Annotated in this window: 26 protein-coding genes; 10 read left to right on the top strand and 16 right to left on the bottom strand. The window is 65.9% G+C overall.

Going from position 1 to position 25,888, the window contains the following annotated elements; genetic code table 11:
• Positions 1-15: 15 nt before the first annotated feature.
• On the bottom strand, positions 16-1,122 hold the full coding sequence (rlmN, locus tag OG331_RS16055) for a 23S rRNA (adenine(2503)-C(2))-methyltransferase RlmN (protein ID WP_406196625.1): 1,107 nt from the start codon (positions 1,120-1,122) through the stop codon (positions 16-18).
• Between the two features lie 170 nt (positions 1,123-1,292).
• Positions 1,293-1,919: a hypothetical protein gene (locus tag OG331_RS16060; RefSeq protein WP_406196628.1), complete on the bottom strand. Its 627-nt coding sequence runs from the start codon at positions 1,917-1,919 to the stop codon at positions 1,293-1,295.
• 472 nt (positions 1,920-2,391) lie between these two features.
• Between OG331_RS16060 and OG331_RS16065 the strand changes: the two genes are divergently transcribed.
• The gene (locus OG331_RS16065; RefSeq protein ID WP_406196631.1) at positions 2,392-3,348 is read left to right on the top strand and encodes a pentapeptide repeat-containing protein; all 957 of its coding nucleotides are present in this window, start codon (positions 2,392-2,394) and stop codon (positions 3,346-3,348) included.
• Here the strand turns inward: OG331_RS16065 and OG331_RS16070 are convergent.
• Complete coding sequence (locus OG331_RS16070) at positions 3,345-4,106, bottom strand: GntR family transcriptional regulator (protein WP_406196633.1); 762 nt, start codon at positions 4,104-4,106, stop codon at positions 3,345-3,347. The two genes, OG331_RS16065 and OG331_RS16070, sit on opposite strands and share 4 nt — an antisense overlap.
• 79 nt (positions 4,107-4,185) lie before the next feature.
• Here OG331_RS16070 and OG331_RS16075 point away from each other — a divergent pair, with 79 nt between their 5' ends.
• The 7 genes from OG331_RS16075 to OG331_RS16105 all read left to right on the top strand — a co-directional run bounded on the left by OG331_RS16075 (position 4,186) and on the right by OG331_RS16105 (position 10,774).
• Entirely contained in the window at positions 4,186-4,464 is a 279-nt protein-coding gene (locus OG331_RS16075) for a hypothetical protein (RefSeq protein ID WP_406196636.1), read from the top strand.
• 523 nt (positions 4,465-4,987) lie between these two features.
• Positions 4,988-5,212, top strand: a complete 225-nt coding sequence (locus OG331_RS16080; protein ID WP_406196639.1) for a hypothetical protein — start codon at positions 4,988-4,990, stop codon at positions 5,210-5,212.
• 8 nt (positions 5,213-5,220) lie between these two features.
• Complete coding sequence (locus OG331_RS16085) at positions 5,221-5,952, top strand: GntR family transcriptional regulator (protein ID WP_406196641.1); 732 nt, start codon at positions 5,221-5,223, stop codon at positions 5,950-5,952.
• Complete coding sequence (locus OG331_RS16090; RefSeq protein ID WP_406196643.1) at positions 5,949-6,251, top strand: hypothetical protein; 303 nt, start codon at positions 5,949-5,951, stop codon at positions 6,249-6,251. Before OG331_RS16085 ends, OG331_RS16090 begins: the two co-directional genes overlap by 4 nt.
• Positions 6,252-7,047: 796 nt before the next feature.
• Positions 7,048-8,187 (top strand): hypothetical protein, encoded by a 1,140-nt coding sequence (locus OG331_RS16095; RefSeq protein WP_406196645.1) that lies wholly within the window; start codon positions 7,048-7,050, stop codon positions 8,185-8,187.
• 10 nt (positions 8,188-8,197) lie between these two features.
• Complete coding sequence (locus OG331_RS16100) at positions 8,198-9,835, top strand: ATP-binding protein (RefSeq protein ID WP_406196649.1); 1,638 nt, start codon at positions 8,198-8,200, stop codon at positions 9,833-9,835.
• A gap of 84 nt (positions 9,836-9,919) precedes the next feature.
• Complete coding sequence (locus OG331_RS16105) at positions 9,920-10,774, top strand: hypothetical protein (protein WP_406196651.1); 855 nt, start codon at positions 9,920-9,922, stop codon at positions 10,772-10,774.
• A gap of 914 nt (positions 10,775-11,688) precedes the next feature.
• Here OG331_RS16105 and OG331_RS16110 read toward each other — a convergent pair.
• On the bottom strand, positions 11,689-12,360 hold the full coding sequence (locus tag OG331_RS16110) for a hypothetical protein (RefSeq protein WP_406196654.1): 672 nt from the start codon (positions 12,358-12,360) through the stop codon (positions 11,689-11,691).
• A gap of 612 nt (positions 12,361-12,972) precedes the next feature.
• Positions 12,973-13,479 carry a cupin domain-containing protein gene (locus OG331_RS16115; protein ID WP_383602674.1) on the bottom strand — a complete coding sequence of 169 codons (507 nt, stop codon included), beginning with the start codon at positions 13,477-13,479 and terminating at the stop codon, positions 12,973-12,975.
• A 224-nt stretch (positions 13,480-13,703) separates the two neighbouring features.
• On the opposite strand from OG331_RS16115, the gene OG331_RS16120 reads away from it, so the two are divergent.
• Entirely contained in the window at positions 13,704-14,015 is a 312-nt protein-coding gene (locus OG331_RS16120; protein WP_406196657.1) for a tyrosine-type recombinase/integrase, read from the top strand.
• Between the two features lie 232 nt (positions 14,016-14,247).
• Here the strand turns inward: OG331_RS16120 and OG331_RS16125 are convergent, their stop codons facing one another.
• The 5 genes from OG331_RS16125 to rpsB all read right to left on the bottom strand — a co-directional run bounded on the left by OG331_RS16125 (position 14,248) and on the right by rpsB (position 19,058).
• A complete protein-coding gene (locus OG331_RS16125) occupies positions 14,248-15,414 on the bottom strand; it encodes a phosphatidate cytidylyltransferase (RefSeq protein WP_406196659.1) in 1,167 nt (388 codons plus the stop codon).
• Complete coding sequence (gene frr / locus OG331_RS16130) at positions 15,414-15,971, bottom strand: ribosome recycling factor (protein ID WP_062666818.1); 558 nt, start codon at positions 15,969-15,971, stop codon at positions 15,414-15,416. The genes OG331_RS16125 and frr overlap by 1 nt, the downstream gene beginning before the upstream one ends.
• A gap of 168 nt (positions 15,972-16,139) precedes the next feature.
• Positions 16,140-16,898, bottom strand: coding sequence for a UMP kinase (pyrH, locus tag OG331_RS16135; protein ID WP_328422897.1), 759 nt, complete (start codon positions 16,896-16,898; stop codon positions 16,140-16,142).
• A 195-nt stretch (positions 16,899-17,093) separates the two neighbouring features.
• Positions 17,094-17,930 carry a translation elongation factor Ts gene (gene tsf / locus OG331_RS16140; RefSeq protein WP_383243394.1) on the bottom strand — a complete coding sequence of 279 codons (837 nt, stop codon included), beginning with the start codon at positions 17,928-17,930 and terminating at the stop codon, positions 17,094-17,096.
• Positions 17,931-18,113: 183 nt separating this feature from the next.
• Positions 18,114-19,058, bottom strand: a complete 945-nt coding sequence (gene rpsB, locus OG331_RS16145; RefSeq protein WP_406196663.1) for a 30S ribosomal protein S2 — start codon at positions 19,056-19,058, stop codon at positions 18,114-18,116.
• A 319-nt stretch (positions 19,059-19,377) separates the two neighbouring features.
• Between rpsB and OG331_RS16150 the strand changes: the two genes are divergently transcribed.
• Positions 19,378-19,977 (top strand): murein hydrolase activator EnvC family protein, encoded by a 600-nt coding sequence (locus OG331_RS16150; protein ID WP_406196666.1) that lies wholly within the window; start codon positions 19,378-19,380, stop codon positions 19,975-19,977.
• Positions 19,978-20,521: 544 nt separating this feature from the next.
• Here the strand turns inward: OG331_RS16150 and OG331_RS16155 are convergent.
• From OG331_RS16155 to OG331_RS16180, 6 genes are all read right to left on the bottom strand, one after another.
• Positions 20,522-21,079, bottom strand: a complete 558-nt coding sequence (locus tag OG331_RS16155; RefSeq protein ID WP_328884306.1) for a helix-turn-helix domain-containing protein — start codon at positions 21,077-21,079, stop codon at positions 20,522-20,524.
• A 95-nt stretch (positions 21,080-21,174) separates the two neighbouring features.
• Positions 21,175-22,017 (bottom strand): RNA polymerase sigma factor WhiG, encoded by an 843-nt coding sequence (whiG, locus tag OG331_RS16160; protein ID WP_328422905.1) that lies wholly within the window; start codon positions 22,015-22,017, stop codon positions 21,175-21,177.
• A 293-nt stretch (positions 22,018-22,310) separates the two neighbouring features.
• Positions 22,311-23,471: a DNA-processing protein DprA gene (gene dprA / locus OG331_RS16165; RefSeq protein WP_406196669.1), complete on the bottom strand. Its 1,161-nt coding sequence runs from the start codon at positions 23,469-23,471 to the stop codon at positions 22,311-22,313.
• Positions 23,468-25,093, bottom strand: a complete 1,626-nt coding sequence (locus OG331_RS16170) for a YifB family Mg chelatase-like AAA ATPase (protein WP_406196671.1) — start codon at positions 25,091-25,093, stop codon at positions 23,468-23,470. The genes dprA and OG331_RS16170 overlap by 4 nt, the downstream gene beginning before the upstream one ends.
• Before the next feature lies 1 nt (position 25,094).
• Positions 25,095-25,472: a YraN family protein gene (locus OG331_RS16175; protein ID WP_406196673.1), complete on the bottom strand. Its 378-nt coding sequence runs from the start codon at positions 25,470-25,472 to the stop codon at positions 25,095-25,097.
• Positions 25,473-25,579: 107 nt separating this feature from the next.
• Positions 25,580-25,888, bottom strand: coding sequence for a DUF2469 domain-containing protein (locus tag OG331_RS16180; RefSeq protein WP_003993268.1), 309 nt, complete (start codon positions 25,886-25,888; stop codon positions 25,580-25,582).

The following is a 25,888-nucleotide window of genomic DNA, read 5'->3' on the forward strand; positions in this document are numbered from 1 at the left end:
CCTACGGCGATCAGACTACCGTTCGGTCGCGGCGAGCTGCCCGCACGCCCCGTCGATCTCCTGACCACGGGTGTCCCGAACCGTCACGGGCACACCATGCGCGGCGATGGCCTCGACGAACGCCTTCTCGTCCTCGGGACGCGACGCGGTCCACTTCGAGCCCGGAGTCGGGTTCAGCGGGATCAGGTTCACATGCACCGGCTTGCCCTTGAGCAGCCGCCCGAGCCGGTCACCACGCCAGGCCTGGTCGTTGATGTCGCGGATGAGCGCGTACTCGATGGACAGCCGACGGCCCGACTTGGCGGAGTACGCGAAGCCGGCGTCGAGCACCTCGCGCACCTTCCACCGCGTGTTCACGGGTACGAGGGTGTCGCGCAGCTCGTCGTCGGGCGCGTGCAGCGAGATCGCGAGCCGGCACTTGAAGCCCTCGTCGGCGAACCGGTGGATGGCCGGGACGAGACCGACGGTCGAGACGGTGATCCCGCGCTGGGACAGCCCGAGCCCGTCCGGTTCCGGATCGGTCAGCCGCCGAATGGAGCCCACGACCCGGTTGTAGTTGGCGAGCGGCTCACCCATCCCCATGAAGACGATGTTGGAAAGCCGGGCAGGCCCACCGGGCACGTCCCCGTCCCGGAGCGCACGCATCCCGTCCACGATCTGATGCACGATCTCGGCGGTCGACAGATTCCGGTCCAGCCCCGCCTGCCCCGTGGCACAGAACGGGCAGTTCATCCCGCACCCCGCCTGGGAGCTGATGCACATGGTCACCCGGTCCGGATACCGCATCAGCACCGACTCGACGAGCGTCCCGTCGAACAGCCGCCACAGCGTCTTGCGCGTGGTGCCCTGGTCGGTCGACAGATGCCGCACCACCGTCATCAGCTCCGGGAACAGCTCCTCCCGCAGCTTGGCCCGCGCCCCGGCCGGGATGTCGGTCCACTGCTCCGGTTCGTGCGCGTACCGCGCGAAGTAGTGCTGCGAGAGCTGCTTGGCACGAAACGGCTTCTCGCCGATCGCAGCGACGACGTCCTTGCGCTCGGCAGGAGTGAGGTCGGCAAGGTGCCGCGGCGGCTTCTTGGCTCCGCGGGGGGCGACGAAAGTGAGTTCTCCGGGTGCAGGCATAACCGTTCCAGTGTGGCAGATCAACTCTGGGGGCCCAGGCCAGAGCGGGGTGGGGGTGGTCACCCGTGGGTGCCGACTGTCGGCGTTGGTCGGCTTCGCACGGCCCAGGGACGGCCCAGGACTCGCTCAGCCTTCGCCGGATGTGTCCAGGTGGCGGCGCCCCCGGACCGTCATTCCATCTGCACTGGGGCGACCGGGAGCTGTTCCCTGTACGGCCATGTAAAGGTGCGGTCGGGTTCGAGATGGGCGTCGCCCCAGTGAATGGCATGGATGCCGTTCTCGGCGTCAGCCGTGAAGAACACACAGACCAACCTGGTGGAAGCCCCCAGCTCCTCGAACGCTTCGTGCAGCCCCAGGTACTCCTCGGTCGCCAAGTCCTCATCGACGTCGAACAGGCCTTCTGGAGGCTGCGGCCCGTGCGCCCGGAACAGCCGGTGCCGAGTGGGCGACGCATTGGCGGGCAATCGGGCTCGGTCCAGGGGCCTCGGCCTGTCCGCGTAGCGGAAGGGGAAGAGTGCGTGATCGTTGATCACCGCGTACTCGTATCCGCGCGCGTCTCGCACGGCCTCCCCCAGCTGGCGCGCGGTCTCTGCCAGGTTCTCGCGCACCAACCCCGCAAGGGCGACACCGTAGGGACTCCGCTTCTTCAGCCCTACAGCAAGGTGTGCGGCATGAGCCTTCCCATGGGCCTTGGATAGCTGCACCGGGACCTCAGCAGCAAGCGCGCCGGCATGCCGCCCAAACCGCTCGACGGCCCAGGCCGACGGCCCTACCGGATAGCCACCCAACACTGACATGCAATGCTCCCCTCCCCCAGTCACCGCCTACCAACTGTGTGACACGTGCATGAAGCATCAACAAGAGAGCGGATCCGGTCACGCGGCGCGAAGGGGCCTGCTGGGGTGTACCGGCAGGCTTGTAGTGAGGGCTTAGAAGGCGCTTGGCTGGACGAGTCTTACACCCCTGCTGACCTGCTTCTCTTGTGGCGTTGGGCGTCTCGTCAATCAGCCTTCAACACGCATTCGACTTCGACAGGTGCGGAGCTACGGCTAGGGAGTTTCGTTTGATCAACAGGCAGACCTGGGTTTCCGTCTCCTCGGAGTAGTAAGTGTTGCTGCCGCTCGGTAGGCGGGATGCGATGGGCGGGTGGCTAGCAAACTGAGCGTCGACGAGCTTCGTCGTAGCGCTCGTCGGCGCCGTCGCGTTAGCCGGCGTCGACACCATGGCCGTTCGGCGGGGCCCGCGTACGAGGGCCGGGACCGGATGCAGATGGTCTCTCTGATCGCGGTCAGCCTGCCTGGGCTCGCCGCTCTGGGCGCGCTGCTGTTCACCTGGATGCAGGTCGGACAGGCCAGCAAGGAACTGCGGATCTCCGAGCATGGACAGATCACCAGCCGGTTCAATGCCGCGATCGGCAATCTGGGATCGCAGTCCCTAGACGTCCGGCTGGGCGGCATCTACGCCCTGCAACGCATCATGCAGGACTCCGTCCGTGACCACCCCACGGTCGTCTCCGTGCTGGCCGCCTTTGCACAGCGGCATGCCGGATCGAGTACCGAAAGCCTCAGGGAACCACTGGCTGCCAGCCGCGACGATCACAGACCTAAGGCTGATGTCCAGGCGGCGATCGCCACGCTGGCCAGACGCCGCCCAGAACGGGACAGCGAGACGATCATCGACCTGACTTATACCGACCTCCGCGGCCTCCGTTTCACCGGCAAGGCCTCCATCAACCTCCCGGAGGCTGACCTGTCCGACGCCGACCTCCGCTGGGCCACTCTGAGCGGCGCAAACCTCCGCAAAGCGTCCTTGAGCTACGCGAACCTAGAGAGTGCTTATCTTGATGAGGCCTATCTCAGGGCGGCCGATCTGACGGCGGCGAGCCTCGTCGGCACGGTGTTCACAGGCGCGAACCTTCGTGAAACAGACATGACCTGTGGGGGAGGCATTCTTACGGAGACCGGTCAGGAGATCGAGCCAGCATTCTGCGTGGACCTGCAGTCCGCCTGGCTGGACGACACAGATCTTCGGAACGCCAAGATGAGCAACGCGGACCTTCGTGAGGCAAACCTGGCAGGTGCGAACCTTCGCCACGCGGACCTGACGAACGCGGACCTGACCAAAGCGGACCTCACCAACGCGGACTTCCGTGGCGCCAAGCTGACCGGCGCGAAATTGCAGGATGCAAAGCGGACCGGCGCGCGAGGGCTCCCGCGCGAGGGCTAGTGGTGGCGATCGATCGGGATCTCATAGACGATCTCGCAGTGAGCGGCGGGGACCACGATGTCTGCCGTCTCCACGGGCCGCCCGTCGTCGCTGTAGTACGTCCGCCGGATGTGCGTGACAAGGGCGGCTTTCTGGATGCCGAGAAGTGACGCCTCGTCGGCGGTTGCCTGCCTCGGCTCCGGCTGCTCCACGGCGTGGCCGACGGTGACGCCGATTGCGGCCATGCGGTTCACAACCCCCGTACCGGCGTGGGGTCCTCCCTCGGGGAGGACTACGAGCGTGCCGGCGGTGAGGTCGTACGGCTCCCAACTCGTCGACAGCTGCATCGGCCTGCCGTCGGCCAGAAACTCGTACGTCGTCCGGACGCACAGGTCGCCCTCGGCGATGCCGAGCCGCGCTGCGACGTCTGCCGGAGCCGGCACCTTGGCTTCGGTCCGGCTCTCCCAATCCCCTTGCCTGCCCAAGGCCTTCATGTCCGCCCGGAACGGTGACGCGTCGGGCCGCTCTCGCGCCGACGACCGGACGACTCGGACCCGTTGCCGGGGCTCGGCGACGTAGGTGCCCGATCCGGCGCGGCCCTCCAGCACTCCCTGGGAGATCAGCAGCTCCTGTGCCCGACGGACCACGTTCTCGCCCACCCCGCACTCCTGGCCGATCTGGGTGCGGGAAGGCAGGCGGTCCCCGGGTTCCCACACATGCTCCGCGATCCGCCGCCGGAGTTCGTCAGCGATGCGGAGATAGGGCGGCTGCTCAGACATATGGAAAATCTAGTCCACTAGCCCTAACCTAGTTAACTAGCTTCACTCAAAGTGATCGCTGGTTAACGGAGGCTGCCCTGTGCCCGCTTCGGGAGTTAGCGCGGCGGCCATCGCTGCCCGGCTGTCCGACATCGGACTTCCCGCGCGCGTGGAGGAGCGCTTCCGGTACGCGTCGGTCCAAGCGGAGGTGCCAGAGTCGCTCTCCGCCGACTTATGGCGGGAGGCCCTGGAAGTGGTGGCTGAGGCCGATCGGTTCGGGCTCCTCGCCACCAGCCTGAACGACCGCACCCTCTGGGCGGTCGTACACAAAGCGGTCCCCACGACGGGCGATGTCGGGGGACCGAGCCATCAGCGATAGGCGCTGAGCAGCGTGCTCAACCGTATCCGCCGTGCCGTCTCGCTCACCAGAGCGCGGTACTTCCCCAAGGGCAGGCACCGCCGTCCCTTACGGCCCTCCCAGCCGACGGCCGCCCTCGTTGTCCCTGCGCCCACTGACACGTTGATGGTCGTCCTGGGCCGGGCTCCCGATACCGCGAACCACCGTCACCGGCTCGCGGGGGAGGAAAACGCGCTCGTCCGCCCGTACATGCTGGCTTGGGGGCGACGAGCACGGCCGCGCACGGTGGTAGTCGCTTCTCACTTGCCTGCTGAGGCCTGGTCCTCTCTGGCGGGGGTCCGCTGATGCCTGCTCGCCAACGGCCCCACACCGTCGAGGTCTCGGCCGTTCCCTACCGGTCGGCGGCCTGCCGTATCGGCACACACCATGCTTGCGCAGAGTCGTCCCCGGTCCCCGCACCGGTCGACCTGCCGATTGTCTACGAGACATGCGCCTGCCCGTGTCACTCGGCGTCCCGCCACTCCACGCCCACGGAGACAGAGCGGTGAGCGGCTGGGCACCTGGCGGCGCGCTGGTATCCAACGTTGAGGTCACCGCGGCCACCGTGCAGCGGGGCGACATCATCCAACTCGGTGGCCAAGCGTGCCGGGTGAGCGACCTCTTCCAACTCCCTCAAGGCGCCAAGCAACTCCTCTTCGAGTCAGGGGAACTACTGACCATGCATGCGCGAACCCGGCTCGCTGCCGTTCGCATGCAGAGAAGGCGGTGATCCGGTCCGTGCCATCGCGCTATCACGACATCGCCGACGATCTCAGGCATCAGATCACGACAGGCCACATCAAGCCCGGCGAACGCCTGCCGTCCGAGCTCGGCCTCGCCGACCGATACAAGGTCAGCACGGTGACACTGCGGAGTGCCCTCGCGGTCCTCCAGGGCGAAGGGCTCGTCGAGAAGATCCACGGTAAGGGCAACTTCGTCCGCCGCCCACTGCGGAAGATCGTGTACGTCGGGGGATGGGGAACGCTGGACCCGTGGACCGCCGCTGAAGCAGCTCTGCGTGTCACGGTCCGCACCAACACGGTTCCGGCAGAGGGGCATCTGACGACCTTGCTGGAGGTGCCGACGGGTAGCCCTCTCGCCGAGTTCTTCTGCATCAGCCACGAGGGAGAGTCACCGCACGGGCTGGCCCGCATCTACATTCCGCGCGGCCTGGCGCCGGCCGGAGTGCTGGACGACGAGTCCTCGTGGCGGGAGACAGCCACGAGATTTGCCGTCCTGAGCTCGCCGCCGCCAACTGTCCGGGAGACGGTAAGTGCCCGCCCACCGACACCGGACGAAGCCTCGGCCCTCCGGCTCCGGTCCGCCGTGGCAGTCCTCGCCCTCACACGCGTCGCGACCGACGCCGTCGGGCGAGTCGTCGAGGCCGCGCTTCTGGTGTTCCCGGGGGACCGTGTCGACGCGGTCTTCACCACCCACCACATGACCGACGAGAGGCAGACGCAAGCATGACAGCACCGAACAGACTGCGACTCCTCCCATGGTCGGGGCCGGAGGGCAAGCCCTGCTATCTGAGCACCGACGACAGGGGCGGCTACATGTCCCGCCTTGCGGACAACATCGAGGCGGTGCAAATGGGAACGGCCGCCGAGCTGCTGGAGCAAGTCTCGGAGAAGCTCGACGACCAGGACACGGGCCCGGAGGAGCTGCGACGGCTGGCGAAGGAACTGACCGGGGCCTTGCGCGACATGCTCCGCGTTGCGACCAGCCGCGGTGACCTCCTAGCGGTGAGCGATCCTCATTGCCCCTGAAAGGAGACGGCCGCGTCTAGTGGCCGGCAACGACCTTTCGTTCCCCGACGGGGAGAGGAACCGGGTTTCGCACCGGGGCTCCTCTCCCCGTTTCCCTGTGCTTATGCCGAGAGAGGCACCTTCAGAACATGGATGGCTGAAGTGGTCTGTTGCTGCACAGCAACGGCTCCGGCGGCCCTTACGAAGGTGACAACGCTGCAGGTCACGGCCCTATCGATAGTGGATCGGGTGGGCCGAGTCCACAGATAGTCCACGGCCTGCTACGTGCCACCTTGACCGAGCGTCAGGGTCCTGCCGTGAGTCGCTGCTTCCCGACCTGGTCAAACATGAACGAATGGGGTCGCACCGGGTGCTTCGTGGGCTGAGCTTTCCCACAGGCACTGAGCTCGGTTGGGGTGCGGGGCGTGGCTGTGCTTGACCCGTAACTTGAGCGTGCGACGCGCATGCATTGAGTGTGGGCTGCGGATTCCCTCGCCAGGAGTTCTACCGACACATCGTGGCCGGGGCCACCGATCTCTTCGCATGGAGTGCGTTGGTGCTGCGAGGACGAGGTAGGCCTGCGCCAGACAGTGCGGCCCATGCCCCTCGGCCTCAGCGTCCATACGGAGATGGCTCACACTTCGACGTCGGCCACAGCGGTTGATGGCGCCCCTGGCGATCGAAGTTGCACCAATCAGATCATTTACCCCTAGGGCTCCACCTGTGCCACTTAGCATGAACTGCACCAGGGTGCACTTTGTGGGCTCTTGCCCTCCCAGTCACCTCACACTCTGTCCAGAGCGTTCCGGAGTAGCTGTTGACCGACCTCGCGGAGAGCCCCTCTCCTGTAGACGACGGTGGGCACGATGCCATCAAGGGGTTCGCCTACCAGTTCGATAAAACCCTCCTTGAGATCTTTCAAAGCCCGAGACAACGACTTGAGATCGAGGGCGCGCAAGATCTTAGTGGCGAGCACTATCACATGCAGATCAAGAACCGATCCGGGAAGTTCTATCCGTCGGTGATTGGTAAGGCAGTCCGAAGAATGTTTCTGCAATTCATGAGCAATCGTGATGCCGCCTATATCCTTCACTGCCACTTCGCTGACCAACCCTCGGGGACTTCGCGCCTGCTCACTCCAGACGAATTGAATGGCTTGTTTTCTGGTCAGTTTGATGAGGTCGAGCAAGATCTAAAGTTGCAGTTCTCGAAATCCTTCTGCATCAACTTTTCAGAAAACTACGAAACGCAATTTCAGAACGTATTGCATCGCATTGCTACAGACCTTGGTGCCAAGGATTCAGTAGAAGCACTCTCCTATCATGCGATTCTTCATGCATACTTGAGAAATCTAGTATTGACCGAGCCGTCGGGCCGTCGTTGGGTAGCGTTGAACGACCTGAAGAAGGCCGTTACAGACGCACGGAGCGCTATCTTCACATCCACGTATGTTCTTCATTGCGGGTACGAGAAGTATCTCAAAATGGTGCGGAGGCAGTACCTCCCGCGCAGGGTCAACGTTCCTAATCTTCAGAGAATTTTTTCTTTTGAATGTACGGGGGAGACGAAGCCTGAGGATATTGCAGAGGCGGTGCTGACTATCTGTGACAGATACCGCATTGTAGAGAGTTCACCTACTCCCTACTTCACGTTCCGTGGCGAGTTTGATGAGAGCTCGATTAAGGCCAATCTGTGGGAAGCCGGCGCATACTTCAATGATGGCCGCGGATACCATGGGGGAGCCTTCAAAATGGAAATCCTCACCAATCCCCCCTTCGGTGCTGCCCGCCTTAAGATCGTGGAACAGGATAAGCTCCACGATTTGATGACAGCAGTAAAAGTAAAGGAATTTCACGACTTCTTCCTTACTGGGAAGCGTGATTCCCCAGTCGCGGTGCCGCGACCGCATCATGTCTTTTTGCAGTCCCACGGCGACCTGATGGAAGTATTCCGGTGAGGAGCGCTCCTTGTCTAGTGCTGAAGTAATTGCCGTTTACCCCAACCGCATTAAGATCGCAGTGCATGATATTGGCGAACTTGCCGATGGCGATCCTGTAGAGGTCGGCTCGTACCTGAAAATCTATGACAGCATGCAGGGCGCTATTATGGCGATCATCGAGAACTATTCTATCGAGCTTCGCCCGAGCAAGGAGGCAGATGAAGAACGGCAAAAGGTGTACATCATTGAGGCAGTGCCGCTCGGATTCGTCGACGGCGATGGTCGTTTCTCAAGAGGTGGCGGGGGAATTGCCATCCCACCCAAGAAGGTCTCAGTAGCCGTTAAAGATGAAGTCCAGCGCATCTACGACACGATCGATACGGAGAGAAGGTTCCACTTCGCCCAACTGGCGCAAGATATCTCTGTCGACGTTCCAGTTGACGGCGATAAATTCTTCAGCCGGCACATCGCCGTCGTGGGATCCACGGGTTCCGGCAAGTCTCATGCGATTGCCAGAATCATTCAGACCGCGACCCAGATCCGGGATGAATCGTATGGCGAGTACAGCCTGAATAACGCGCATGTCGTGATCTTTGACATCCACTCTGAATACAAAACGGCATTCCCTGCGGCTAACCATCTATCCGTCGAATCCCTGATCCTTCCCTATTGGCTGCTCAACGCGGAGGAACTTCAGGATCTCTTCATCGAGAGCAACGAGGAGCAGTCTCACAATCAAATCGCGATTCTGAAAAAGACCATCACGGAAAATAAACGCAAGCACTTTTCAGGTGCGGAGGAAAAGCGGGACCTGGTCCACTACGAGTCACCCATCTTCTTCGAGGTGCAAGAGGCGCTTGACGCAATTAAGGCGAAAAATGAGGAACGCATCTCCACACCTGGCAAGAGTGTCGATCGGGCGGGTCCGCTCTTTGGCAAGCTCGATAATTTCATTACACGGCTTGAGAACCGCGTTCTAGATAGAAGGCTTGATTTTTTATTGGGTGAGCGGGCTAAAAAGGTGGACCTCGAATCGATCCTTCGTCAGTTCACGGGCTACAATCCTAATTCTCTCGCGAACGCGACGGTGATTGATCTAAGCGGCGTCCCGTTTGAGGTCCTGAGTATCACTGTATCGCTGGTGTCCCGATTGCTGTTTGACTACTCGTACTACTTCAAAAAGAACAGCATCTCTTCTTCCGCGGAAACACCGCTTTTGCTCGTATATGAAGAGGCTCACAAGTACGTCCCAAAGAGCGGTTTGGCTAAGTTCAGTTCGTCGAGGAACTCGATCGAGCGGATTGCGAAAGAGGGGAGGAAATATGGGATCACGGCTGCAATTGTGAGCCAGAGGCCCGCAGAGATTTCGGAAACAATCTTCTCCCAGTGCAGCAACTTCCTTGCCATGCGACTTACGAATCCTGAAGATCAGAATTATGTCAAGCGTCTCTTGCCGGACTCCCTCGGCCCCCTGACTGATTCTCTCCCTGTGCTCAGTTCAGGGGAGGCCCTGTTGCTTGGGGACGCTGCGGTCATGCCCTCTAGAGTCGTTCTGGAACAGGCTCTTCCTGCCCCTTCGTCAAGTGACGTCAGGTATATGGCGGAGTGGATTAAACCCTGGCATGAGGTGCAGTTCGTGCAGGTAGTTGAGGATTGGCAAAAATAACCAGGCGCAGACCTCGGCGGCCTACGTCATAGGTGTGTGCATGCAGCGAAGTCGATATCGATTGATGGAAAGTCCGTAGGTCAGATGACCAGCCTAGAGGAGGCCGCAGGCCTCGGCGCTTTTGCTGAATGGTGGGAACAGCAGCGGGAGGAGCGTGCGCTGAAGCAACGAAAGCACGAAGAACATCTAAGTTCGCCACAGTACCTAGGACAACTGAAGCGGCTAGACCGATTGACCGAGGCTGCAATCAATCTCGTTTACATGTCTCACGTGGGTATTAGCAGAATGCCTAACGCAACGGACACGTATCTCGTCTTTGCGGGAACAGACGATGCGCTGGAATGCATTGTGGCAATACGGGCACTGGTCGCGCAGGGTGTCCATAATGTGGCGCGGCGAGAGTGTAGATACCTTCTTGAACAAGCGGTGAAGTTTCTCTACGTTGATCAACAATGCCCCAGCCTCAGTGTGACCAGGGAGCAGCGCATCGAATTTCTCAAGAAGGAGGTCCCGCGGTCGAGTATTCAACCGATCTTCGATGTCGCTCCCCTGTTGCCGTCAGAAGAGGTGAGGAGATTTCAGGAAGAGGTGAAGGGTAGATGGTCTTCCCTCTCTGGGATTGTGCATCCATCCAAAGAGCAAATAGACGAGCGAGCAGCGCGGGCCCGCCGAGGGGCCTTTAGTGGGTTCGAAACTGCCAAAGATCTCACCACGATGAACAACCAACTCGCATCGGTCTACGATTGCCTAGGTGTGATGTGGTTGACTGCCGCTGGCCCCAGTATTGCTGGTGACCTAATCTTGGAGCTCGATCAGGAGGAATGGATCTTTCATAAGTCCAAGTGGCTCCAGAAGCTCAGCCGCCAGTATGACTACAAACTGGAGCGTCAAACTAGTACGCCGAAGGGTGAAAAGATGATTGAGGATTCGGAGTTTTAGGCATGTAAGCGGCTTGCGCTGTTTCCTTTAGGCATTCCTTACGCGTCAGGGGCCGCCTGTGAGCGACCCAGTCTGCCTCGTCGCCCGCGTTGGATCGACCAAGCTGTCGCCTTCCTGATCAGCAACGCTTGCCGCTTCCGTCGTCGTCCAAAGCCTCTCGCGCCTGGTCGATGAACCGGGGTAGCTGACTGGAGAAACGCTTCGTGAGCTCCCTACAATCACGCTCCAGACTGGAGCTGGCGTCACCTTCCGCGAATGAATTAGCACTGATCGATAGCTTTCGGCAACACTCTTCGATCTCGGAGGCCGCCTGTGCTACTTCGGCAGGCCCAGCTAAAACGACGTCGAGCCACGCCTTCCTGACGTCGTCAGCAAGTGTCCTGCAGTGTTGGGCATGATCAGCCGCTGATGGTTCCTCCAGCGGTTCGCCCACATTCGCCGTGGCGATTAGGAGTGGAAGCATTGTCATATACCACTCGGCGGTACTAGCGGCATCGATGAACTGCTTGTAGATCTCCCGGCGGGGCTCCCTGCGTTGTCGGCGATGCTCAGCGCGGGCCGTGATCTTTGCCTGTTCCCGCGAAGCCCACCCCGTCGCCAACGCAGCTCCCGTCGTTGCTAGCGCTCCTGCGCCGGCACCGAGTACCGCTGCTAACCCAGCATCCATGGGACCGAAGATAGCTGGTGTCCGTGGCGTACGAGGTGGGTGGAGTCTCAATGGCCAAGTCAAGTCCATGGGTGCGCCGTTCACAGGTTGCGGCCAGCTCGTAGCCTTGGGCTCAAGGTTTGCGAACTGGCCTCATCCTCATCAGGTCGATCACGAGGAGCTGATGGCATCGGTTAACACGCTCTGCGCCCTGCCCGGCTGTCCGCTGACGTTCAACGTCGGCTGCCGCTGTTCGCGCCTGTTGGTGTCAGTTGTTGGTGTCAGTCGCCCCATGCGGTCTTGACAAGTGGTCTTCACCGAGCCACTGGAGGATTGCCGTGGTTCGGATCCGCGCCTCTTCCGATTCAGGCTCTCTGCCATCGGCCCGAACGGCATCCATCGCGACCATTCGGAAGTTCCGTCGGGCCTGCTTGGCGGTGTCGGTGGCTCGGCTCAGCTCGGCATCGAAGTCACGCTGGATAGGCTCCGAACCTGCCTCAAGAGCCATGATCCAGGTGAGGGCGATGTGTGTCGCGTCTTCGATTGCCGCTGCTAGACGTGCTGCAATACCTGCGACTTCTTCGGGGCCCTCAAGCAGCACTCGCTCGTAAGCGGTGCTACTGGACGGCTCGAAACTGGCCCTAAGCCGCTCCTCGGCTGATTCACGACGCGGCGGGCTCTGAGACAGGGCATCGCGTACCCACCACAGGGCGTCGAGCCTTGCTGTGGCCTCGGCTGCGTAATTGGCGTACGCCTGACGTCGAGGCTCTCGTAGCTGTGTTGCCAGGTCAGCACGTATTTGCCGCTCGGTCTGATGTTGCTGCGCTGCTAGTTGCAACATCATCTGCGTTCGCGAGAAGAATCCAGTGAGGCCTGCCGCGACGGCTGTGCCGCATGCCCCCACTGCTGCGCCAAGAACCGCTGCGAGACCTGCATCCATATGCACATTCTGGGGGACCAAAAGGCTTGGGCGGCCGTGAGGTTGACGACGGTCAGTGAAGCACCCTTCGTTCACCACCACCCTCCCCAGCTCCCATCCCGTCCGCCGTCGACCCACACACCGTGGAGCGGACGTGGTTCATGGCGTCCAGGTGGAGCGCACCACTGTACGAACGACCTGGACGCCATGGGCCGCGTCTGCTCGGCTCTGCCTGGGTCGATGGTGGTCGGGATGGGAGCTCCCCGCGCACGCCCCTACGGACCCGCAGTCGCGTACGGCGCCCCCTCCATCCCGGTGCCGGCCGATCCCCGCCGGAGGCATCGTTCTGACCGTGGCCTGCCCGTCTAGGGCTCTACCGTCCGGGCCGTAACATGCTTGCGGCCCCAGGGGCCAGGCCCCGGCGCCGAAGGCGCAGAGGGGCCAGGCCCAAGGGGCCAGCCCGCGCTTGCGCGGGCCCTTGATGAAGTAGGGAAAGTTCTACCGCGCGGATCTTGCGCCGCTCTGTCTTGTCTCGGTTGATGCTCGACGCAGTGGCCTCACCTGATGCCTGACACCGCTTGCCTCGGCTTGGCTGTGCGCGTCTGATCAGTGTGCGTGGGAGAGCTGGTGTAGTTACTCACCGAGAAGCTTGAGCTGGTACCTGTTGGTGAGTTCGGCGACCCACTCGTCGGAGAACCCGAGACCGTACTGCTCGCCTAGCTCGGCCCGGCGCTGGAGGAACTCGGCAGGATCAGAGGCCGTCTCGCTGACCGTGCCCAGCGCGTCGAAGAACCGCTCGAAGCCTGCGGGGGAGATGATTTCCAGGATCCTCGCCGGTTCCGGTCCAGCGTTCCAGAAGGTATGCAGGATCCCTCGCGGTTTGAGGATGTACGAGCCTGGACCTGCCGTGGCCTCCTCGTCGCCCACTCGTGCGCCGACCCTGCCCTGCAGGACGTACGAGAACTCGTCCTCGCGGCTGTGAACGTGTGGCGGTATGAGACGGCCCGGCTCGATGGGGTGCTCGACGATCGAAAACTGGTTGCCGGTCTCCTCGCCCCAGATCTTGAAGTCGACTCCTATGCCCGCGAGCCAGATCGACTTGCCCTCGTCTGGTTCGACTACGAAGCGGAGAGCCCCCATAACGGCCTCCCAGGTGTCAGTTTTGCCGTCTTCTGTAACTCTATGACCGATTCATAGGAGGCGCCCGGCAGGCTCACTCCGATCATCCCTGCCGCCCGCACCCCAGACCGCCGAGCGGAACGTAAGCAGGACTGGTGGTTTCGTCGTCGCAGGCCAGCGATTCGAAGTCGGATTGGCTTACGCCCGCCTGGTCGTCAAAGTCCACTTGGACACCAACACAGCCGATGGGATCGTTTGGCGAAGCAACTTCAAACATCCACGAGTGGAAGCCCGCCCTTGCGGCCGCCGGCCTTATCCCGACTCCCGAACTCGGCGAGCCCTACGCCTCCGCCCGGCAGCACGGGATGCACGCCCTTCGCCACTTCTACGCCTCGGTCCTCCTGGACGCGGGCGAGAGCATCAAGGCCGTGAGCGAGTACCTCGGGCACTCTGATCCGGCGATGACACTGCGGGTGTACGCCCACCTGATGCCCAGCAGCAGCGAGCGAGCCCGCCGGGCCCTGGACGGCGTATTCGACACGGCCCAAGAGCCCTGACGGCCCGGAGACGGCCCAGCGGGCACAAGACGGCCCCCTACTGGCGACAACATCGCTGGTAGGGGGCTTCTTCGTGCCCGGAGCACATCAGTTCTCCGGGTGCAGGCATAACTCCCCCAGTGTCGCAGATCCACTGGAGTAGCCCGCCCCACAGTCGACCGGGCCTCTACCAGAACCAAAGGACCCCCGCTCGGCCGGAGCGGAGGCCCTCAGGTACGTGCCCTTACGAACGTCAGCCCGAGCCCACGAACAGCACCATCAGCAGCCACACCACCGGCGCCGTGGGCAGCAGGGAGTCCAGTCGGTCCATGATCCCGCCATGACCCGGCAGCAGCGTGCCCATGTCCTTGATGCCCAGGTCCCGCTTGATCATCGACTCGCCGAGGTCACCGAGCGTGGCGGTGGCCGCGACCGCGAGGCCCAGGAGCAGGCCCTGCCACCAGGTGCCGTCGTCGATGAGGAACTGCATGCACAGCGCGCCCGCCACCATCGCGAAGCTCACCGCACCGAGCAGGCCCTCGCGGGTCTTGCCGGGGCTGATGCGCGGGGCGAGCTTGTGTGTGCCGAAGCGCCAGCCGACGGCGTATGCGCCGGTGTCGCTGACGACCGTCAGGAGCAGGAACGTCAGGACCCGCCAGGGCCCGTCGTCGGCGGTCAGCATCATCGCGACGAACGTCGCCAGGAACGGCACATAGAACGCCGCGAAGACACCCGCGGTGACGTCCTTGAGATAGCCCTCCGGCGGCTCCGTCATCCGCCAGACCAGCACGGCCAGCGAGGTCAGCGCCATCGCCGTCCAGGCACCCTCGGCACCCCGGGCGTACCCGGCGACCACCATGGCCGCACCGCCGAGCGCGAGGGGGACGAGGGGCGCCTTGATGCCCTTGCGCTCCTCCAGCCGCTTGGTCAGTTCCCACAGGCCCACGACCACGGCGACCGCGACCACACCGACGAACACGGCCTTGACGACGAACAGCGAAGCGACGATCACCACGCCGAGCCCGACAGCGACCCCTATGGCCGCACCCAGGTCGCGCCCCGCGCTCTTCTTCTGCGGCGGGGGCGCCGGCTGCGGGGAGTCGTGCATGGGCTCCGGATTCTGCTGCGCCGCCTCGGAGGGCCGCGCCTGCGACGTGTCGTACGGCCGCGCACGGGGCGGCTGTTCGCGGAACAAGGGGCCGCCCAGCCGAGCGGCCCCCCGATCGTCATCCTGGTCTCCGCCATACGCGGGTACGTCGGGCACGATGGGCATGGCGCGAGTCTGCTGCGCCTCAGGCGCATCGTACGCGGGACCCGCCGGGGCAGCCCCCTGGACAGGTCCACGCGCGGAGGTCCCCCAGTACCCGGCATGTCCGGCCTGCCCGGCTTGTGGCGGCGCCCCCCAGGAAGAGTCGTTCATCAGACCTCGAGCAGCTCGGCTTCCTTGTGCTTGAGGAGCTCGTCCACCTGAGCGACGTACTTGTGCGTGGTGTCGTCGAGCTCCTTCTCCGCGCGGCGGCCCTCGTCCTCGCCGATCTCGCCGTCCTTGATCAGCTTGTCGATGGCGTCCTTGGCCTTGCGGCGGACGGAGCGGATGGACACCTTGGCGTCCTCGCCCTTGCCCTTGGCGACCTTGATGTAGTCGCGGCGACGCTCCTCGGTGAGCTCGGGGAACACCACTCGGATGATGTTGCCGTCGTTGCTCGGGTTGACGCCGAGGTCGGAGTCGCGGATCGCCTGCTCGATGTTGCGCAGCGCGCTCTTGTCGAACGGGGTCACGACGGCCATACGCGGCTCCGGCACGGAGAACGAAGCCAGCTGGTTGATCGGCGTCGGCGCACCGTAGTAGTCGGCCACGATCTTGTTGAACATCGCCGGGTGCGCACGGCCGGTGCGGATCGCGGCGAAGTCCTCCTTGGCGACCACGACGGCCTTCTCCATCTTCTCCTCGGCCTCGAGGAGGGTCTCTTCGATCACCACTTGCTCCTGCGTGTCTTGAGTAAGGCCCGGCTGCGGTTCCTCGGTGGGGCGGCGGCCGGCTGCGTCGCGTCTTCTTCCTGCACGGTTCCCGACCGGCAGGACATTGTCCATCCCCCGGTCAGGGTCCGTCCCGTCCGTCCCCCGGACGGGCTTGTTGTCGGAGCGTCAGCCCCGACCGCCCTGCTCACCCACAAGCGTGCCGATCTTCTCACCCTTGACGGCACGCGCGATATTGCCCTCCGCCAGAAGCTCGAAGACGAGGATCGGGAGCTTGTTGTCGCGGCACAGCGTGACGGCCGTCGCGTCGGCGACCTTGAGGTCGCGGGTGATGACCTCGCCGTAGCCGAGGGAGTCGAACTTGACGGCGTCCGGGTTGGTCTTCGGGTCGGAGTCGTAGACCCCGTCGACGCCGTTCTTGCCCATCAGCAGCGCCTCGGCGTCGATCTCCAGGGCGCGCTGCGCGGCGGTGGTGTCGGTGGAGAAGTACGGCATGCCCATACCGGCGCCGAAGATGACCACGCGGCCCTTCTCCAGGTGCCGTACGGCGCGCAGCGGGATGTACGGCTCGGCGACCTGGCCCATGGTGATGGCGGTCTGGACCCGGCTGTCGATGCCCTCCTTCTCCAGGAAGTCCTGGAGGGCGAGGCAGTTCATCACGGTGCCGAGCATGCCCATGTAGTCGGAGCGGGCCCGGTCCATGCCGCGCTGCTGGAGTTCGGCGCCGCGGAAGAAGTTGCCGCCGCCGATGACGACCGCGACCTGCGCACCGTCGCGCACGACGGCCGCGATCTCGCGGGCGATCTTGTGCACCACGTCGGGGTCGACGCCGAGGCCCCCGCCGCCGGAGAAGGCCTCTCCGGACAGCTTCAGCAGGTACCGGCCGCGTACTTTGCCGTCGTCGCTCTTCTGGGCCTTGGTGGTCATCGCGATCCCGCCTTTGTTACGTGGTGCACATACGAAGAAGGCCACTGCCGGTTGGGGTGTGTTTCGCATCCCATGCGCGGCAATGGCCTCCTCGTCAGATCTGCTGTCGTCCGTCACGCGCGCGTGCGTGGTGACGGCGTCCGCGGACGACTGCCCTCGACCCTATCGGGGTCGGGCGCCGATCGCGGTACGGACTCAGATGCCGACCTTGATGCGCGTGAAGCGCTTCAGGGTGACACCGGCCTCGTCCAGAACCTTCTGGACGGACTTCTTGTTGTCGAGCGCGTACGGCTGACCGAGCAGCGTGGCGTCCTTGAAGAAGCCGTTGACGCGACCCTCGACGATCTTCGGCAGGGCGGCCTCGGGCTTGCCCTCGGCGCGGGTGGTCTCCTCGGCGACGCGACGCTCCGACTCGACGACCTCGGCCGGCACGTCCTCCTTGGAGAGGTACTTCGGCGCGAAGGCGGCGATGTGCTGGGCGATGCCCTTGGCGATCTCGGCGTTCGGCTTGTCCAGCTCGACGAGGACACCGATCTGCGGGGGCAGGTCGGGCATCGTGCGGTGCATGTACGCGAGCACGAAGCCGTCGCCGTACTGCGCGAAGCGGTCCAGGACGATCTTCTCGCCCAGGTTCGCGTTGGCCTCGTCCACGAACGCCTGGACGGTCTTGCCGGCCTCGATCTCGGAGGCGAGCAGGGCCTCGATGTCGGCCGGGGAGGTCTTCGCGACGTGCTCGGCGATCGCGGTGGCGACGGCCTGGAACTTGTCACCCTTGGCGACGAAGTCCGTCTCGCACTTCAGCTCGACGAGGACACCGGAGGAGTTGTCGTCGGCGATGATCGAGACCACGGCGCCGTTCTCGGCGGAGCGGCCCTCGCGCTTGGCGACGCCCTTCTGGCCCTTGATACGGAGCGCCTCGACGGCCTTCTCGACGTTGCCCTCGGCCTCGTCCAGCGCCTTCTTGCAGTCCATCATGCCGGCGCCGGTGAGCTCACGGAGCTTCTTGACGTCAGCGGCGGTGTAGTTCGCCATGAGTCTGTGAATCTTTCTCGAAGTCTGGAAGATCGAAGATCTACGGGGTCTGCGGCCCCCATGAAGGCGGAAGCCGCTGACCTTTCGTCGACCTACGGGTGAACGGCGGGAGCGGACTTCACCGCGCCGGAGGCGCAAGTGGGTGCAGTGCCGCTCCCGCCGTCAACCCTGACGCTGACGGTGTCAGGCCTGCTCGCCCTCGGCGGCCGGGGCCTCGGTGGCGGGGGCCTCGGTGGCGGGGGCCTCGGCAGCCGGTGCCTCAGCAGCCGGAGCGTCGGCGGCCGGGGCCTCGGCCTCGGCAGCGGGGGCCTCGGCGGCAGGGGCCTCTGCGGCGGCCGGAGCCTCGTCGGCCTTCTTCTCACCCTCGAGCAGGTCGCGCTCCCACTCGGCGAGCGGCTCGCCCGCGGCCTTCTCGCCCTTGTCGCCGGTGGCGACGCCGGAGCGGGCGATGAGGCCCTCGGCGACGGCGTCGGCGATCACGCGGGTGAGCAGGGTGACGGAGCGGATCGCGTCGTCGTTGCCCGGGATCTTGTAGTCGACCTCGTCGGGGTCGCAGTTGGTGTCGAGGATCGCGACGACCGGAATGTTGAGCTTCCGGGCCTCACCAACGGCGATGTGCTCCTTCTTGGTGTCCACGATCCAGACGGCGCTGGGCACCTTCTGCATCTCGCGGATACCACCGAGGGTCTTCTCCAGCTTGGCCTTCTCGCGGGAGAGGACCAGCAGCTCCTTCTTGGTGAGGCCGGAGGCGGCCACGTCCTCGAAGTCGATCTGCTCGAGCTCCTTCAGGCGCTGCAGGCGCTTGTAGACGGTCGAGAAGTTGGTGAGCATGCCGCCCAGCCAGCGCTGGTTGACGTAGGGCATGCCGACGCGGGTGGCCTGCTCGGCGATGGCCTCCTGCGCCTGCTTCTTCGTGCCGACGAACATGACCGTGCCGCCGTGGGCGACGGTCTCCTTGACGAACTCGTAGGCGCGGTCGATGTACGACAGCGACTGGAGCAGGTCGATGATGTAGATGCCGTTGCGCTCCGTGAAGATGAAGCGCTTCATCTTCGGGTTCCAACGACGGGTCTGGTGACCGAAGTGGACGCCGCTTTCCAGCAGCTCCCGCATCGTGACGACGGCCATGGCCGTTCTCCTTGAATTTCTCGGTTGTGCCGCGGGTGCCGGACGGCTCCCGCGCCTGACGCCCACATGCGCCGTGCCACAAAGGACCGAGAGGCGCTGATACGGACCGTCTCCGGTTGTCGTATCGGGGCGTGCGAAGTCGACCCGGTGACCCGGATCGCCAGAAGAAGTGTACGGGACCCGCGGGGTACCGGGTGACGCCGCTGTCCACAACCCGGGAGTTATCCACAGATCCCGGCCATGATCGGCGGGCATGGGGGACGGTTCTCGCATGCGAGCGAAGCAATGTGCGAGGGCGGCGGGTGCCGCGAGGGCAGCGATGACGGCCAGGACGGCCAGGACATTCGGACGGCTGGTGGTGCTGTTGCTCCTGACGGCGACCGTCCTGCTGTCCCCGGCACCACGGCTGACCCCGACCGCCGCGAGCGCCGGCGCCGCGTCGGCCCCGGACCCGACCGTGCCGACGGTCGGCCGGGCATGGCCCGTGGGGTCTCCCCCGCCGATCCTCCGCGCCTGGGAACCCCCGGCGACACGGTACGGGCGCGGCCACCGGGGCGTGGACCTCGGCACCCCGGCCGGGACACCGGTACGGGCGGTGGCGCCGGGGCGGATCTCCTTCGCGGGCCGGGTGGCGGGCAAGGGGGTCGTGTCGGTGGAGCTGACGGGGACGGGGGATCCGCGGCTGCGGACGACGTACGAGCCGGTGCGGGCGGTGCTGAAGAAGGGCGCCGAGGTGGCGGCGGGGGAGGTCGTGGGGACGGTCGAGCCGACGGGATCGCACTGCACGGGAACGTGCGTGCACTGGGGTCTGCGCCGCGGCGACGCCTACCTGGACCCGTTGTCACTCCTGCCACCGGGGCTGCTACACCGGGGGCCGTCGCGGCTACTGCCGGTGCTGGGAGTGCCGTTGCCGACGTAGCCGACCCGACCGACGTAGCTGACCTGGCCGGCGCAGTCGACCTGGCCGGCGCAGTCGACCTGGCCGGCGTAGCTGACCTGGCCGGCGCAGTCGACCCGGCCCCTCGCCGTCCGACGCGCAACGCCCGCACACGGCCCCCGCACAGACCCTGGCCCGCCGCGGCCTCCGGGTCGGCAACTGCGCCGACCTGGCGGAAGATCGCCGGCCGCCGGGCCCGCGGACGCTCTTGCCGCCGAGGCATCGGCGCCTCAGCGGCGCCCAGCAGACCGACTCGCGTAACTGCGGGCAGCCCTGCCGATGGGGCTGCGCCCAGCCCACTGAGGCGGGGCCTCGTCGGTATCAGGCCGCGCCCGCCCCCGACCTACTTCCACCCCACAGAGGCGGCACCCACCGACATCGAACCGCGCCCACCCCGACCTGGCCCCAACCAACCCACACAGGTGACACCCGCCGACATCGATCCGCACCCAACCCCGACCTCGCCCCCGACGCCGGCCGCCCCCTCCGACACCAGGCAGCGGCCACCTGCGCACCCCCGCCGGACTCAGCCCCGAACGCCCCTCAGCGCCATCGAGACAGCCGCCTCCGTAATCGCCGAAGGCTCTTCCGCCGCCCCCAGCTCGATCCGTCGCACGGCCGCATCCACCACGCCCTGCAGCAGCATCGCTGCCAACCGGGGCTCGGCGTGTCCCATCTCCGCCAGCGCCTCGACGATCATCGCGACCAGCCCGCCGTGCGCCGCCCGGATCTTCTCCCGGGCCCCCGCGTCCAGCTCGCTCGCGGAGATCGCCACCACGGCCCGGTGCCGCCGGTCGCCGACGAGCGCGAGCTGCTGCCGGACATACGCCTCGACCTTGCCCTCGGCCGTGGCCTCCCGTTCCATCGCCGCCGAGACATCCGCGGCCCAAACGGGAAAGTCGACCTCGCACAGCTCCTCGACCACGGCGGCCCGCGATCGGAAGTACTCGTACACGGACGACCGCGCGAGCCCCGTCCGCTCCGCGAGGGCGGGGAAGGTCAGCGCCTCCGTCCCACCCTCGGACAACAGGGATCGAGCCGCATCCAGCAGGGCGGCTCGCTGCATCGACCGGTGCTCGGCCACGGAGGCCGCTCGAATCCTTGGCACATGAACCACTTTACGGACGCACCCGCGCCGACGGGAGTCTCTCCGCCCAACCCGACGGACGTACCGCCAGGTCAACGACCGAAGCCGGCCAGTTTCGCCCGCAGCTGCAGCACGGACTTGGTGTGGATCTGGCTCACCCGGCTCTCGGTCACGCCCAGCACGTTCCCGATCTCGGCCAGCGTGAGCCCCTCGTAGTAGTACAGCGTCACCACGGTCTTCTCCCGCTCGGGCAACGTGTTGATCGCCCGCGCCAGAAACCGTCGCAGCTCCCGGTCCTCGGCGACCTCCACGGGGTTGTCCGCGGCGGTGTCCTCCAGCGTGTCCATGACGCTGAGCCCGTCGCCGCCCTCGCCGCCGACGTGCAGCAACTCCTCCAGCGCCACCACGTTGGCCAGCGACAACTGGCTGAAGACCGAGTGGAGTTCGTCCACCGCGATGCCCATCTCGACGGCCACCTCCGCCTCCGTGGGCGTGCGCCGAAGCCGCGCCTCCAGCGTCGCGTAGGCCCGCTCGACGTTCCGCGCCTTCTGCCGCACCGACCGTGGAATCCAGTCCAGCGCTCTGAGCTCGTCGATCATCGCGCCCCGGATCCGCGTGATCGCGTACGTCTCGAACTTGATCTCCCGGTCGATGTCGAACTTCTCGATCGCGTCGATCAGCCCGAACACCCCCGACGACACGAAGTCCGCCTGCTCCACATTGGGCGGCAGGCCGACACTGACGCGGCCCGCCACGTACTTGACGAGCGGCGAGTAGTGCAGGATCAGCTGCTCGCGCAGCCGCTCGTCCCCCGTCGCCTTGTACGACCGCCACAGCTCGTCGAGTGTCGAGGGAGCGGGCGGTCGCACGCTGCCACCGTCACGGGCGGCTGGGGGGATCGCCGCCCGGTCGGACCCGGAGGTGTGCTGGGGCATTCGTTGCCTTGTGCCGTTCTGCCGTGAAGTGAGGGTGCCTGGGGGAGCAACCGGTCGGATGTCGTTCTGCTGCCGTTCTGGGGTCGAGGTGCCGGTCTGCGCCGGAATCCTCGTGAGCGTAGCGTGACTGAAGTGTCGCGGTGCGCGAAGGGCGGAGCGCACGCCGTACGCAGATACGTTCCGCTGGACGCCCCACAGGGGCATGACGGTCGCTCTACGTGATCACACGAACACCCCAACTGGGGGAATTCTCAAGGGTGTCCGTGTTCCCCCGTACGGCCGAACACGCTCGGTCAGCATCGACTCCGACCGGCCTGAACGGACATCATCGCCTGGCGTGTCAACTTCCAGCCGTCGCCGTGTCGTTCGACGTAACCAAGTGAGCGGAGTTCGTACAGTCTCGCGATCGCGTCGTCCTCGGTGGTCTGCGCACCGCGCGCGACCTCGCCCGCTCTCGCCGCGCGCCGACCGGGCAGCGCCGCCAGGACTCTGCGCGCCCGGGGCTCCAGCAGATCGCGGGGCAGGACGGGCCCGCGCCGCTCGGGCGCGAGCTCTCCCATGTCGCCGACCAGTTCAACGACCTCGGCGGCGTCGGTGACCAGGACGGCGTCCCCGCGCAGCAGTTCGTGCACGCCCGCCGAGAGGCCGCTGGTGGCCGGGCCGGGGATCCCCATCGTGTGGCGTCCCAACCGCTGGGCGGCCCGTGCGGTGACCAGCGAGCCGCTGCGATGGGCGGCCTCGACGACGACCGTGCCCCGCGTCAGGGCCGCGATCACCCGGTTCCGCACGATGAACCTGCTGGGCGTCGGATGGTCCCCCGGCGGCAGCTCGCCGATCACGAGTCCCTGTTCCGCGATCCTGTTGATCAGCTGGGTGTGCCCGCGCGGGTAGGGCCGGTCGACGCCGCAGGCGAGCACGGCGACGGTGGCTCCGCCGGAGCCGAGGGCACCGCGATGAGCGGCACCGTCGACCCCGTAGGCGCCGCCGGACACGACCACCCAGCCTCGCTCGGCGAGCCCGCCGGCGAGGGTGGCCGCCATGTGTGCGCCGTACTCGGTGCAGGCGCGTGCCCCGACTACGGCCACGGACCGCAACGCCCACATCCGCAGACTGGCCCGCCCGCGCACCCACAGCCCGAGGGGCCGGGCGTCCCCCAGGTCGTCGAGCTGCCCCAGCCACTCGATGTCCCCGGGGGCCAGAAACCGCACGCCGGCCTTCCGGGCGACGGCGAGGTCCCTGCCGGGCTCGGCCGCCAGCCCCCGGGCCCGCAGCCCGTCCCACCGCTTGTAACCGACCCCCGGCAAGGCCTCCGCCCCCTCCCGCAGGCGCCGCACCACCTCCCCCACGCCGTACTCCCGCACCCACCGTCCGGCGACCTCGTCCCCGGGCTCGACGACCCGGCTGAGAAAGACCCGGCCGAGCAGTTCGTCGTCCGGATCCTCGGTGCCGCTCACGTCAGCGCCCCGATGGCCATGGGCACGCCGCGGGGCACACCGGTGCGCAGTTGCAGTGCCAGGGCGACGTCCGTCGCGTCGGGCCGGTCGTGGCCGACCAGGTCGGCGACGGTCCAGGCGACCCGCAGCACACGGTCGAGTCCTCGTGCGGTCAGTACGCCGCGTTCCAGGCTCCGTTCCGCCTCGTCCATGGCGCCGACCGACGCGTACCACCGGCTGCGCAGCTCCCGTCCGGGGATCTCGCTGTTGGTCCGCCACGGGGTACCGGCGAGCCGGTCCGACGCCCGCTCACGCGCTGCACGGACCCGGTCGGCGACCATGGCCGTGGACTCGCCCCGGGCCCCGCGCTCGGTCAGCTGGGCGCGCGTGACACGGTCCACCTCGACCCGGAGGTCGACCCGGTCGAGCAGCGGCCCCGACAGCCGCGCCTGATAGCGGCGGATCGCCGAGGGCGGGCACTCGCACAGGTCGCCCGTCTGGGAGAAACGGCCGCAGGGGCAGGGGTTGGCCGCGAGGACCATCAGGAACTTCGCCGGGAAGCGCAGCACGCCCGCGCTGCGTGCGATCACGACGTGCCCCGCTTCCAGCGGCTGCCGGAGGGCGTCGAGGGTGTGGCTGTTGAATTCCGGCGTCTCGTCCAGGAAGAGGACCCCTCGGTGGGAGAGCGACACCGCGCCGGGCCGGGCGATGCCGGCTCCGCCGCCGACGAGGGCCTGCATGGTTGCCGAGTGATGCGGTGCGCAGTAGGGGGCCTCGTCGATCAGGGGCTTGCCCGGAGGGAGCAGCCCCGCCACCGAGTGGACCGCCGTGACCTCCAGCGACTCCTGCCTGCCGAGCCGGGGCAGGATGGCCGGCAGCCGCTCCGCGAGCATCGTCTTGCCGGCGCCGGGCGGCCCTTCGAGGAACAGGTGATGCCCGCCCGCCGCGGCGACCTCCACAGCCGTCCGCGCCGAGATCTGGCCCACCACATCGGCGAGATCGTGCCCGTGGTCGGGCTCGGTGGCACCCATGCTGTGCATGCCCGTGGCCGCGCCCGTGCCCGGCATTCGCAGACCGGCGAGCAGCGGATCCGGGCGGCCCTGTTCCTCCGGTTCCTCGTCGGGCACGGGTTCGTCCGCGAGGACGGCGATCAGCTGGCGCAGACTGCGCACACCGAGTACGGACACGCCCGGCACCAGCGAGGCCTCGGCCGCGGCGCACTCGGGGACGACGACCTGCTCGTAGCCGGCGTCCGCCGCGGCCAGCACCGCGGGCAGGATGCCCCGCACCGGACGCACCCGTCCGTCGAGGCCCAGCTCGCCGATCATCACGATGTCGGCGAGGACCCGTGGATCGATCCGCTCGGCGGCGCCGAGGACGGCGCATGCGACGGCCAGGTCGAAGCCGCTGCCCGCCTTGGGCACCGAGGCCGGGCTGAGCCCGACGGTGAGCTTCTTCTGCGGCCACTCCCCGCCCGAGTTCACCACGGCCGCCCGAACCCGGTCGCGGCTCTCCGAGAGGCTCTTGTCGGGCAGCCCCACCAGGGTGAACGCCGCCACCCCCGGCTCCAGATCCGCCTGGACCTCGACCACAACGCCCTCGACGCCCACCAGAGCGACCGAGCACGTACGCGCGAACCCCATCTCAGGCCACCCCTCGCGCATGCTCGACCACGGGCGCGCCGCGGTCGGGCAGGACCACGCCGACGAGGTCGATGCGGACGCCTCCGGGTGGAGCCCCGCCATGGGCGTGGATCCAGTGTTCCGCGAGGCCGCGCAGACGCTGCGTCTTCTCGGGGGTGACCGCGGCCATCGGATGCTCGTAGCCGCCGGTCCTGCGGGTCTTCACCTCACAGATGACCAGCACGTCGCCGTCCCGGGCGACGATGTCGATCTCTCCGGTCCTGCCACAGCGCCAATTGCGCTCCAGAACCGTCATCCCGGCCTCGACCAGCCGCCGTGCGGCCAGCGTCTCGCCGTACCTGCCCAGTGCGCTGCGTGCGCTTCCCTTGCTCGTGCTCATGTCGGCACCACCTCCGGCGCCAACGATGAGGGCAGCTCAGCGAGCTATTGGATCTTGGTGGACAAGTCCGCGACTGTGGATAACTCGCTCACCCCTGCGGGTGAACCTCACCCGCTCGGAAGCTCGAGATCGCTCTTGTTGAGCTCCTCGATGTTCACGTCCTTGAATGTGAGGACCCGAACTTGCTTCACGAACCGGGCCGGCCGGTACATGTCCCACACCCAGGCATCCGCCATGGACACCTCGAAGAACACCTCTCCCTGGACCGAGTGCACCTGCATCTCGTAGTCATTGGTCAGGTAGAAGCGCCGCTCGGTCTCGATCACGTACTTGAACAGACCGACGACATCGCGGTACTCCCGATAGAGCTTGAGCTCCATCTCGGTCTCGTACTTTTCGAGGTCCTCGGCGCTCAT

This window comes from Streptomyces sp. NBC_01017 (assembly GCF_045162795.1).
GTDB lineage: Bacteria > Actinomycetota > Actinomycetes > Streptomycetales > Streptomycetaceae > Streptomyces > Streptomyces machairae.